This is a genomic window from Lysinibacillus zambalensis (assembly GCF_040183165.1).
In the GTDB taxonomy this organism is placed as follows: domain Bacteria; phylum Bacillota; class Bacilli; order Bacillales_A; family Planococcaceae; genus Lysinibacillus; species Lysinibacillus zambalensis.
In genome coordinates this window covers 133,031-144,705 of the sequence record NZ_JBEGDG010000006.1, presented here as the reverse complement: position 1 = coordinate 144,705, position 11,675 = coordinate 133,031, and the positions used below count along the sequence as shown (strand labels likewise).

11 protein-coding genes are annotated in these 11,675 nt (G+C 35.6%); all 11 read left to right on the top strand.

Features of this window, described 5'->3' with window-relative positions:
* Nucleotides 1–312 precede the first annotated feature (312 nt).
* The 11 genes from ABNX05_RS10375 (at nt 313) to ABNX05_RS10325 (ending at nt 11,669) form a co-directional block, all read left to right on the top strand.
* Nucleotides 313–762: a type IV pilus modification PilV family protein gene (locus ABNX05_RS10375; protein ID WP_349659657.1), complete on the top strand. Its 450-nt coding sequence runs from the start codon at nt 313–315 to the stop codon at nt 760–762.
* A 17-nt stretch (nt 763–779) separates the two neighbouring features.
* Complete coding sequence (locus tag ABNX05_RS10370; RefSeq protein ID WP_349659656.1) at nt 780–1,226, top strand: type II secretion system protein; 447 nt, start codon at nt 780–782, stop codon at nt 1,224–1,226.
* A complete protein-coding gene (locus ABNX05_RS10365) occupies nt 1,227–2,759 on the top strand; it encodes a pilus assembly PilX N-terminal domain-containing protein (RefSeq protein ID WP_349659655.1) in 1,533 nt (510 codons plus the stop codon).
* Nucleotides 2,760–3,382: 623 nt separating this feature from the next.
* Entirely contained in the window at nt 3,383–4,759 is a 1,377-nt protein-coding gene (locus ABNX05_RS10360; RefSeq protein WP_349659654.1) for a G5 domain-containing protein, read from the top strand.
* An 18-nt stretch (nt 4,760–4,777) separates the two neighbouring features.
* The gene (locus ABNX05_RS10355) at nt 4,778–6,448 is read left to right on the top strand and encodes a GspE/PulE family protein (RefSeq protein WP_349659653.1); all 1,671 of its coding nucleotides are present in this window, start codon (nt 4,778–4,780) and stop codon (nt 6,446–6,448) included.
* Nucleotides 6,449–6,462: 14 nt separating this feature from the next.
* Nucleotides 6,463–7,512, top strand: a complete 1,050-nt coding sequence (locus ABNX05_RS10350) for a type IV pilus twitching motility protein PilT (RefSeq protein ID WP_349659652.1) — start codon at nt 6,463–6,465, stop codon at nt 7,510–7,512.
* Nucleotides 7,509–8,714 carry a type II secretion system F family protein gene (locus ABNX05_RS10345; RefSeq protein WP_349659651.1) on the top strand — a complete coding sequence of 402 codons (1,206 nt, stop codon included), beginning with the start codon at nt 7,509–7,511 and terminating at the stop codon, nt 8,712–8,714. Before ABNX05_RS10350 ends, ABNX05_RS10345 begins: the two co-directional genes overlap by 4 nt.
* Before the next feature lie 114 nt (nt 8,715–8,828).
* Nucleotides 8,829–9,281: a prepilin-type N-terminal cleavage/methylation domain-containing protein gene (locus ABNX05_RS10340; RefSeq protein WP_349659650.1), complete on the top strand. Its 453-nt coding sequence runs from the start codon at nt 8,829–8,831 to the stop codon at nt 9,279–9,281.
* 101 nt (nt 9,282–9,382) lie between these two features.
* Nucleotides 9,383–10,354, top strand: a complete 972-nt coding sequence (gene pilM / locus ABNX05_RS10335; protein ID WP_349659649.1) for a type IV pilus biogenesis protein PilM — start codon at nt 9,383–9,385, stop codon at nt 10,352–10,354.
* Nucleotides 10,354–10,947, top strand: a complete 594-nt coding sequence (locus ABNX05_RS10330; protein WP_349659648.1) for a PilN domain-containing protein — start codon at nt 10,354–10,356, stop codon at nt 10,945–10,947. Before pilM ends, ABNX05_RS10330 begins: the two co-directional genes overlap by 1 nt.
* Nucleotides 10,944–11,669, top strand: coding sequence for a potassium transporter (locus tag ABNX05_RS10325; protein WP_349659647.1), 726 nt, complete (start codon nt 10,944–10,946; stop codon nt 11,667–11,669). The genes ABNX05_RS10330 and ABNX05_RS10325 overlap by 4 nt, the downstream gene beginning before the upstream one ends.
* Nucleotides 11,670–11,675 lie beyond the last annotated feature (6 nt).

Here is an 11,675-nt window from a genome sequence, read left to right as displayed (position 1 = left end):
TATCTGTGCCAAAGCGACAGCAACACGGTTTTAACTGTGCGAAAGCGAAGCGACAGCAACAACAACAACAACAACAACAATAACACACGACTGAATGACCAACATCACGTTGGCCCAAAGCCTCCGGCGGACGTCACGGAATCGGAGAGGAATGCTTAGGGGATGTTAGCCGTTGTCGCTATGTTAGCACTACGCTTTCGCAAAAAACATCTGCAGGAAAAAGCGCAAAGCCGATTCCAGACGTGATTATGCCGAGGCATAATTGATTAACTTACATTACTAAAAAGTATGATCAGCATAAGGAGGGAGAAAATGAAGCGTCAAAATAGAAGATTATTTAAGAGTCAAGGGGGATTCTCTTTAATTGAGGTTGTTGCTTCCTTAGTTATAATAACTATCATCTTATTATCCTTTTTCGGCTTACTCATTCAATCGAATAAAACCGGAAAAAGCTCTGAACAAATTATTGATGCTACCTATTTAGCGCAAAAGGAAATGGAGAAAATGTATAACTACTTTAAATCTACCACGACCGAAACTTGGGACTCTAATTTTCCGTACTTAGCTGAAAAGGATGAAGTGAATTCAACAGGTAATATCACGAGATATAAAGTGACACCCTCTAATGCTAAAAATAAGGAAATCATAATAGTGAATGCTGAAGATATACCGCATGATAATACCGTTAGGATTACTATCGAAGTTTATGATTCAAGAGGGGCGACATTAAAAGCGAAAATGCAAAATATCTTTAGCTTGTAAGAAAAGAGGTGGTTCATATGTCTAAATTCCAAAATGAGAGAGGCGTAACCTTACTAGAAGTTTTGGCTGTTACTGTAATAGCTACGATTGTATCTATTGTTCTTATGTCTATCTTAACGAACAGTAAAACTACAAGCGATAAACAAATGAAATCGACTATTCAATTATCTGACACAACTTATATTTTGAAAGTTGTTACTAAAGATACGCGTAAATCTACGGAAATTCATAAAAAGGCTTTAGATGAGTATACAGAATATACACTAATAAATAATCAAAATAATAAAAAATATACTTATGTATACCACCAAAAGGATCAGACGATTACGAGAAATGATGAAATGATTGCAGCGAATGTGCTTGATTTTAACATTGAAGATAAACGGAGTTATGTAATTATTGATATTACAACGCCAAATAGTAAGCCTTTTTCATCAACAATCTATTTTAGGGGAGGCAGCTAAATGTTTAAGAATCTAAAACAAGAAAATGGCTATTCATTACTTTTAGTAACTTTGACAATCGCTTTTATCTCAGTTCTTGGAATTACGCTTTTAACACTTACTGCTAATTCATTAAAGATGTCTGCTAATGAGCGAGATGACCAATCTGTTTTTTACATTGCGGAAGGTGGCTTAAACAGTACAAAAAGTAAAGTAGAACAATTAGTTAAAATTACATACGATGAAAATAGAAAAAAATTCAATAAGCTACCTCCTGATAAAAGAAAGCCGGAAAAATTTAAGTCAGATTTTATAGAAGCATTTGAAAGTAGCTTAGAAAAAATTTTTGAAAAGAATCAATCAACATATGCTGATACAGTAACTTTTGATGAACAATTTAATGAAAAAACTTTTGCAAATGTAACAGTTATTCAAGAAAGTGCTGAACAATTACAATATAAAATAACGTCCGTTGGTAATGTTGGCAAGAAAACGAGAACAGTAGCACAGACAATTACAATCGATTTAGGAAGCGGAACGGGTTCTGGTTTTTCAAATTCCGCTGCTATCCACGCTATAAAAAACATCGAACTTGGAGGAGGTAAACTTAATGGGGATGTTGTTTCTGACAGTGGAAAAATTAATATTACACAAGAGAGTGCTAAAATTACTGGTAAGATTGGAACAACTCCAGATAAGTTTTCAAAGCCGAGCTGGATGAATGTTACTAATGAGATTATAGGGAATGTTGCATTTCCGAAGGATGTATTACCACCTTTCCCGGATAATGAATTTACTAGTTTAAGCACAAGACCATATACAAATTCAATTCAAGTTTCTATCGATGGAAAGCAAATTCAACTCCCGTTAGAAAATCATTCAATTAAGATTGATGGTGGGGGAAATGGACACATAAATGGGTATCAAAACTTTAGTGGTACGCTCCCACTTACTCAAAGTATGTACTTGAAAACGCTTACGGTTTCTTCGGACAGAACGTTAACTATAGATGTAGGTGATTCAGACAAAAATTTATATATAGATAACTTTGACTTCTCTCAAGGGCATTTAAATATTACGGGAAGTGGTAGATTAACTTTGTATATTATGGATACCTTTAATTTAAAGGGAGATTCGAGTATGAATAATACAGGGGACATAGGGCAATTAAGTGTATATTATACAGGCACTTCGTTAATGGATTTTACTGGTGATACAAAAACAAAAGCTTCTATATATGCCAAATCAGCTGATATAAAAATAAATGGTTCTGGTAGCGTACAAGGAAATCTATATGCAGGTGGATCAAATATCACTGTTGAAGGAGGGTCTTATAATCACGACTTATATATTTATGCCCCAGACGCAAAAATCACAATGAGAGGATCAGGAGAAGTTATAGGAGGAATAATGGCTTATACAGTAAATACGAGTGGAGGGTCAACTGTTACTTACAAACCAAAAACGATTGAAGATACAATATCAAATGGTGGTTTAGTATTTGAAGAAAATAATAATTTAACAATTTCTAATAGTATGCTTGAAGTAGAATAAAGATCACGGAGCATGAAGAGGTTGTTTAGAATCCGATATTCTGACTTTTATACAATAGAATATTAAGTTTGTCTTCTTAGTAATGACATTATTTTTACAACTATATAGTTAGCTTTAGAGAAGCTTATAATGCAGTCTAGTCTATGACGATTGGTGGAATGGGGTTCCTATTGCATGTGAGAAAGTAATAGAAAAGGGTTATTTAGAATGTCTGGAATGAATTCAGATTTTCTAAATAACCCTTATTTTAATATTGGTTAAAAACTTGGTGAGAATAAAAAAGAGGGTGCTATTTGAATTAAAAATGCAACCTTTCAATTGAACCTGAAATTAATAGTCTTTTCTATCTAGGGTGGTTGATTCGATCTGTATACATCGGAAGTTTCATGGAGATATATGCCCTTATTTTATAGTCCATAAAACACATTAACAACATTTCAACAGTAATTACAATTTCATACTTATAAAAGGTAAGTTCACTAAATTTTAACTATTTTTAGGATGAAAGACTCATTTTTAAATATAGTTTGTGTTGTATTGTAAAAATATGAATAAAAAGTAATTGTTTCATATGAGTAAATAGACATTATTTTTCTTACTATATTTGTAAAGGTGGTGAGGCTATGAAATTATATTTGAAGTTAGGCGCAATGGTAGCTGTTCTAATCATCTTATTAACAGTCTGGGTACCTAATATGATCGTAGATAGTGCACTGGCTAAAGGTGTTGAATCTACAATCGGAGGAATATCGGTTAAGGATTTAGAGGGTGGTGATATTGAAAATGCTTTACAAGAGGCTATTAATATTTGGCGAGACGCTCCTGTTAGCGTAGAAGGGGCCAATATTACGATTTCACTGGATCCAAAATTATTTGTATTTGATGTAGATAGTTCTATAGCTGAATATCATAGTTTAACAGACAAGTCTTGGTTTGCTTTCTGGAAGCAAGAACAAGCGGTACATATACCCTTACATGTGGAAGTAGATGATCAAGTGAAAAAGCAGCTTGAGTCTACTGGTGTATGGGAGGTTGATGCGACCTTAAATGCGATTATCACTCAAATTTCTTATTTGAAAAGTCATAAAATCAATGCAACAGTATCAGATACTCAGTTAATAGAAGCAGACCGTTTGGCTCTATCGATTGAGAAAATACCTGCAAATGCAATAGGTGTTGATAAACTAACGAATATGCTAAATGATTCTATTATTTTACCGGAAGTGCCATTTTCTTATTTAACAACGATAGAAGAAAAATATGACGAAGCAAATAGTGAAGCAATTAATTTCGTAGCCTCTATGCTTTATCATGCTGCTCTTCAAACTGAATATGAGATTTCAGAGAGACATTCTCAAGAAGAGAGGCCAAATTATTTACAGCAAGGGTTGGATGCGAGGGTAAATCGTGCGTTAGATAAAGATTTGCAATTTGTAAACCGTTCTGATCAATCGAACAAGTTAAAACTCACAGTAGAAGGTGATTCTTTAAAAGTGGAATTATTAGCTCAAAAGAAAGAAAAAGAAATCACTGTTCGAGTTAGTAAAGATAAGATCATACAACCACGGGTCATTATTCGCTATTCTAAAGACTTACCAGTAGGCAGCGAAAAGGTTATCCAAAAAGGTCAAGAAGGTGTACGGGTCGAAGTTTATCGTTCGATTTTAGAAAATGGTAACTCTACGGAGGAACTAGTCAGCCGTGACTATTATCCACCCGTTAATAAAATCATCGTGAAATCTTCAAGACAACCTGCTGTTCCAGAAAATAGTAGTGAGAAAGTGGGAACTTCCGACTCAAGTGATCCTGATTTAAACATGGATTTAGATGGAGATGGATTACCAGATATACAATCTGAAAATGAAACATCCAGCAATAAAGCTGTGAAAACCAATAAAGATACATCTACAGATACGAATACTTCAAAAAATCCGAATGATCCTGAGATTGTATATGGGTACTATGATAAAGGTGGGAATTTTGTACAAACAAGCCCATAAAGAGAGGAGCATATGTGAATGGTCGTAAAAACTGGGCGAAAGCGCTTAGGTGATTTACTTGTTGAAGCTGGTGTTATTACAAACGTGCAATTAGAATTTGCGCTCACGAACAAAACAAAAGAAGAGAAATTAGGCGATTTTCTTATAAAGGAAAATATTTTAACAGAGCAGCAGCTAATTGAAGTACTTGAGTTTCAGCTAGGGATCCCACATATTCATTTAAATCAATATTCAATAAGCCCGGACTTACTTCAACTTGTTCCGGCTGAACTCGCTAAACGAACAAATATAATTCCAATTCGTCGTGAAAAAAATAAACTTTTCATCGCGATGGCTGATCCGATGGATTATTTCGCAATTGAAGAAGTACGTATGGCGACGGGCTGCCAAATCGAAACAAGTATTGCAGCTAAGGATGATTTATATCGTACGCTAACGAAATACTATGATTTACAAGAGTCTATGGAAGCGGCATTGCTCGACATTGGCGCGACAGTTGCTGAAACACAGGAGGAAATTGAACGAGAGGATTCTCCGATTGTCCGACTAGTTAATCAGATCATTGCAAACGGAGTTGCCCAACGAGCGAGTGATATCCACTTTGACCCACAGGAGACGGATTTAAGGGTTCGTTATCGAGTGGATGGTGTATTGAGAACCGAGCGTTCATTACCGAAACATATGCAAAACATAATATTAGCACGTATCAAAATTATGGGGAACTTAAATATTACGGAAAATCGAATTCCTCAAGATGGACGAATTAAAACGAATGTTAATTTCAAGCCAGTAGATATTCGACTTTCGACGCTTCCGACTGTTTATGGGGAAAAAGTCGTCATGCGTATTTTGGACTTAAGTAGTGTAGCCAATTCTATTGACAAGCTTGGCTTTACAGAGCAAAACGAAGCCCTTTTCCGAAACATGATTGACAATCCTAATGGTATTCTGCTCATTACGGGGCCTACAGGATCAGGGAAATCATCTACATTATATGCGGCCTTAAGTAACTTGAATGAAGAAGATGTCAACATCATTACAGTGGAAGATCCAGTTGAGTATCAGCTCGACGGTATAAACCAAATTCAAGTGAAAGAAGAAGTCGGTTTAACATTTGCCACTGGATTGCGTTCCATTTTGCGTCAAGACCCAGATATTGTAATGATAGGTGAAATAAGGGATTTTGAAACTGCGCAAATAGCAGTGCGTGCCTCCTTAACAGGGCATTTAGTTTTAAGTACTTTACATACAAATAGTGCTGTTGAGTCAATTTCTCGACTAAAGGATATGGGAATAGAACCGTTTTTATTATCCTCCTCACTAGTAGGAATTATGGCACAGCGCTTAGTACGACGAATTTGTCGGGATTGTGGAGAAGATTATATTTTTACCAAGCATGAATTAGAAATATTGCATAAGAACGGCATTGATGGTGTTACACATGGTAGACGCGGAAGAGGCTGTCCTTCGTGCAATCAAACCGGGTATCGCGGACGAATGGCTATTCATGAAATTTTACCAATCGATCGCAATATTAAAGAAATGATTTTAAGTCGAAGTAGTGATAGTGCTATGCGTGATTATATGAAACAAGAAGGCTATTACACATTACTAGTAGATGGGTTGTTAAAAGTAGTAGAAGGACAAACAACCACTTCAGAAGTATTGCGTGTAGCAAATGCAGATTAGGATGTGAATCGTTCATGACAACATGTAGAAATATTGATGAGCTATTAACACGCGCATTTGAAGAAAAAGCGTCTGACCTTCACTTAACAAAGGGAATCCCGCCAGTTTATCGTATCCATGGACAACTAGAACGGTATGGGAGTGAACTACTAACTTCTGAAGAGTTACAGACAATGGTTAAAACTATTTTACCTGAGCATAAATTACAAGAATTTCATGATAAAGGGGAAACCGATTTTAACTATTCATTGCAAGGAAAATGTCGTTTTCGTGTAAATGCCTATCATCAACGCAATGAAGTGACGATAGCTGCCCGTTTGATTGAAGCAAAAATTCCTTCCATTGAATCGTTAAATATGCCACAGATACTGTATCAATTAGCAGAAAAGCCACAGGGTCTTATTTTAGTAACAGGTCCAACAGGTTCTGGTAAATCTACAACGCTCGCTGCAATGATTGATCATCTTAATGAAAGAAAATCAAAGCATATTATAACGCTTGAGGACCCAATTGAATATTTACATATACATAAAAAATCCATTATCAATCAACGTGAAGTAGGAGTTGATACTCAGAGCTTTGCCAATGGTTTGCGTGCTGCTCTTCGTCAGGACCCCGACATTATTTTAGTAGGAGAGATGCGTGATTACGAAACGATTTCTACAGCCATTACAGCTGCAGAAACGGGCCATTTAGTGATGGCGACATTACATACAAGTAGTGCTCCAACTACGATTGATCGTATTATAGATGTTTTTCCACCACATCAGCAGGGACAAATTCGTGTACAATTAGCCAATGTTTTAGTGGGCATTATTTCACAGCGTTTATTTGTACGTAAAGATGCCAAGGGGCGAATTGCTGCAACTGAAATATTAGTACAAGCACCATCTATTTCAAATTTAATTCGAAATGAAAAAGTTCACCAAATTCCTACTGTTATGCAGACGAGTAAAGCGTTAGGTATGCATACTTTGGAATCTTCTATGCAGCAGCTAATCGCTATGGGGAAAATTTCCTTAGAGGATGCAAGGCCATATATGAATGCGGGGGATTATAATTGACCGTTTTTCGATATAGTGGACGCACAAAAACTGGTGCACACAAAAAAGGAATCATTGACGCGACTAACAAAAAGGTAGCACTTGAAAAATTACGAGCACAAGGCATTAATGCCCGTGAGCTGGAAGCGTCTAAAAGCATTTTACACAAAGACTTAAACTTTGGCGGTAAAGTAAAGCACCAGGATTTCGTTATTTACTGTCGCCAATACGCAACACTAATCCGTGCTGGCGTTTCAATTGTAGAGGCAACACATATTTTAAGTACGCAAACTAAAAGTAAAGCATTGAAAAGAGCTTTACAACAAGTGGAAGAAGATATACGAGGGGGTACAGCATTTTCAGATGCAGCCGCCAAGCATCCTAAGGTTTTTCCAGTAATGTTTATTAATATGATGCGCTCAGGTGAGGCAACGGGGAATATCGATGAGACGTTAGAGCGTTTAGCAGGGACACTTGAAAAGCAATTCAAAATTAAAAAGAAAGTACAATCAGCATTAACATATCCAGCTATTTTATCTGTGCTAACAATCGCGGTAGGTATGTTTTTAATGATAGTTATCGTTCCGACGTTTATGGCTACTTTTGAAGAAATGGACATAGAAATGCCAATATTAACGGTTGTTGTTGTCAGTATTTCAGATTGGTTAATAGCTTACTGGTATGTTGTAGTTGGGATTCTCATATTGTCGATTGTTCTATTTCGATTTTTCTATAAAAATAATAAGCAATTTCATTACAATGTGAACTACGCATTACTTCGAATACCTGTATTTGGTATTTTAATGCAAAAAAATGTAATTGCTCGCATGACTAGAACCTTATCATCTTTGTTCAGTAGTTCAGTGCCTATTCTACATGCACTGACAATTGTTGAAAAAGTTGTAGGGAATCCAGTTGTAGGTAAGGTTGTACTGGAGGCAAGAGATAACCTAGAAAAAGGCGGTACATTATCTGAACCACTAGAAAAAAGTTGGCTTTTCCCTCCTTTAGTAACCCAAATGACATCTATCGGAGAGAAAACAGGTTCGCTTGATTATATGCTCGAAAAGATCGCGGATTTTTACGAGGAAGAAGTAGATCGTTCCGTTGATACATTAAAATCGCTCATAGAACCATTAATGATACTCGTTTTAGCAGCGGTTGTAGGAGTGATTGTCGCGGCAATTTTCCTACCAATGTTCGCATTATACGAAAATATGTAAGCGTTCTATCTTTTAAGGGGGTGGTATAGAAAAGTCTGTAGTAGTAGTAGTTGTTGTTGTTGTAGGTGTACATATTTTTGGACTAATTATAACAATTTATAAGGAGGAACACCGATGTTCAAAAAAATCATGAACAAAAAACTATTAAAAAATCAAAAAGGGTTAACGTTAATTGAGCTTTTAGCGGTAATTGTAATTCTAGCAATTATTGCGGCGATTGCCATTCCTGCTATTGGGAATATTATTAACAATTCTAAAGACAAAGCAATTCTTTCAGATGCTGCAGGTGTCCTAGCGGGTGCAAAAATTGCTATTGCTGATGGAGCTTGTGGTGATACGACTCAAGATACTGTTACTTGTAAGGAAGAAGTACTTAAAGACGTTTTCGAAGGTGAATTAGATCCTAATGATAAAGTAACATATACTAAAGCAGACAAAAAATATATTATACATTATAGTGAATTAGGGAAAATTAGAAATACGACAAAATTTACTGTCGATGGTTTTTATAAAGCGGGAGATACTAATATATCTGAAGAAGCTTTAAATAAAGTTATGAATAAGTAATGATCTTTCAAAGAACATCCAATTCGCAAATTGGATGTTCAAATGAAAGATTAATATATTTGATTTTTGTTATAAAAATCAAAAAGGAGGCATCTTTCCCCGTGTTTACAAAAAAGAAAAAATCGCATGTGTCGATTGAGATAAAGGATTATATATTACGTGCGATTGTAGCAAAAGGTGCTGACCCGTCGCAATGGAAGGGCTATGAATTGCCATTAGTACAGGGAATGGTTGAGGGTTCTGTTATTCATGATGAAATGGAATTGTTTGATGTCATGAAAAATGATGTGGCAAAATGGGCAGGCAAAAAGCAAAATGCGCGTATTTTTGTACCGGATACTTCCGTTTTGTTAAAGAGCTTTGAGCATCCTGATGATATAGAGTGGCATGAATTAAAAGGGTATGTGGAGATGGAGCTTGGTCAGTCCATTCATCTTCCATTCCAAGATCCACTTATTGATGTGTATGATCCAAAACCTAGTGATGGACAGGCGATGCTATTTGCAGCACCTTCAGAAGAAGTGACGAAAATGATTGGTCTTTTACTCGATGCTTCATTAGAACCTCAAGTAGCAGATATTCGTGCATTGTGTAATATTCGTCTGTTAGATCATTTGCAGTTAATAAAAGATAATCGAACTTATTTAATAGCGGATTGGTCCATCAATGAATTGTCGATTAGTATTTTTTCGAATGGTCAACTTGAATTTTTACGGTACCAATCATTTGATACAGATTTATCGGAGTGGAAGTTTGAAGAAAAAGAGGAGTTTAGTTTTGCTTATCGTTTAGATGCCGAAGATGATTATCGTATCATTCTTACCGATCAAATGCTTGAAATAGATCGTATCATGAATTTCTTTAAGTTTTCCTTACATAAAGGTGAGAAAAGTGTTGATGAGATTATCATTTTAGGAGATAATCCACTACTCCCTACCATTGAAGAGTTTTTAGAAAATAATTTTATGACACCGATTATTATGTTAAATGATTCAGTCATTCAAAAATCATTCCCTCAATTTTCAGAGAAATTTGCAAGCCTGATTGGACTTGCATTAAAGGAGGTTAACTGATGGTACCAGAAATAAACCTCTTACCAGATTTAGAAAAAAAGCATTCAACACCAGCTTTATTCTATATAGTATTTATAATTCTAATTGGTATGATAGTAGGATATATGATTTTCTTGTTTTTCCAAGCAAAAAGTGATCTTACAAAATTAAGTGCGCAGGAAATGGAGCTTTCATCCCAACACGAACAACTTCAAACTGAGCTAGATGTAAAGCGAAATGTGAACGAAGGCTCATTGGAACAATCTGTACAATTTGTGGAAAAAGTCTCGTATCCAGTGACCCCCTTAATGGATGAAACCCAAGTATTGTTACCCGAGCAAACGTATTTACGGGATTATGTATTTGGTGAAAAAAATGTTGAGGTTACGGCTGATTTTGAAACAATGTCAGCCATATCATCTTATTTAGAGAAGCTAACAGTAAGCCGCTATTTCAATGATATACAGGTTGATACTATTTCTAATTTTGATGTTGCTATTGGAAATCAAGAGGAAGAAAATACTAAGAACAAGTTTAAGGAAGTGCCACGTTATTCGGCAACGATTACATTAGGAATTGATTTTAAATTTCTCGCTGGAGGTAGAGAATCATGACTAGTAGTAAAAATTCAACGATTCTTATCTTAACAGCCTTCGTTGCAGCTATTTTATTTGCACTATATTACTATATAGTAACACCTAAATTAGAAGAAGTAGATGCGAAGGAAAGTTCAATTAACGCACTTCAACAAGAAATGTCTACTATTCAGAAGCAGATTGCTGTAATTGAAGAGAATGGCAAATCATCTAGTGGAAGTAATTTAACATTGCGTAAAAAAGTACCTCAAACTAGAGCTATTGAAGAGGTAATTCGAAATATTGAAGAGACTGAAGCGGTGACGGGAACACGGGTAGAAGCTGTGGATTTTAATAATTATGATTCACTTGTAATGGATTCTACTATGACAGATCCCAACTCGGCAAATTCTGAGGAACAGGTTGAACCAAAGCAATCTGCAAATGAAGCTGAGGAACAAGCTGTTGCTAAGAATGATGAAACACCTGAAGTGAAAGATAAAATACCAACTGCTACTCTCAATAAAGATTCCATACCAAAGGAATTAAAATTAGTAACATTTAATATTGATGTTGTCGCACTGGATAAAAATGCAATGGTTGAATTTATAAAAGAGATTGAAAAAATTAATCGTGTGATGAAAATTGATGCTATCGATTTCACAGCAACTGGAGAGGAAGCAAAGTTCCAGGAGGATGCAGATACAGCCTTAAAATCTACCATACAAGTAACGACGTTCTATTATGAAGGACAACAATAGATTGAT

Excerpts from the sequence above, each read along its gene's own strand:
- ABNX05_RS10355 (WP_349659653.1), top strand. The coding sequence starts at position 4,778 with ATGGTCGTAAAAACTGGGCGAAAGCGCTTAGGTGATTTACTTGTTGAA.
- ABNX05_RS10370 (WP_349659656.1), top strand. The coding sequence starts at position 780 with ATGTCTAAATTCCAAAATGAGAGAGGCGTAACCTTACTAGAAGTTTTG.
- ABNX05_RS10325 (WP_349659647.1), top strand. The coding sequence starts at position 10,944 with ATGACTAGTAGTAAAAATTCAACGATTCTTATCTTAACAGCCTTCGTT.
- ABNX05_RS10365 (WP_349659655.1), top strand. The coding sequence starts at position 1,227 with ATGTTTAAGAATCTAAAACAAGAAAATGGCTATTCATTACTTTTAGTA.
- ABNX05_RS10360 (WP_349659654.1), top strand. The coding sequence starts at position 3,383 with ATGAAATTATATTTGAAGTTAGGCGCAATGGTAGCTGTTCTAATCATC.
- ABNX05_RS10330 (WP_349659648.1), top strand. The coding sequence starts at position 10,354 with ATGGTACCAGAAATAAACCTCTTACCAGATTTAGAAAAAAAGCATTCA.
- ABNX05_RS10350 (WP_349659652.1), top strand. The coding sequence starts at position 6,463 with ATGACAACATGTAGAAATATTGATGAGCTATTAACACGCGCATTTGAA.
- ABNX05_RS10375 (WP_349659657.1), top strand. The coding sequence starts at position 313 with ATGAAGCGTCAAAATAGAAGATTATTTAAGAGTCAAGGGGGATTCTCT.
- ABNX05_RS10340 (WP_349659650.1), top strand. The coding sequence starts at position 8,829 with ATGTTCAAAAAAATCATGAACAAAAAACTATTAAAAAATCAAAAAGGG.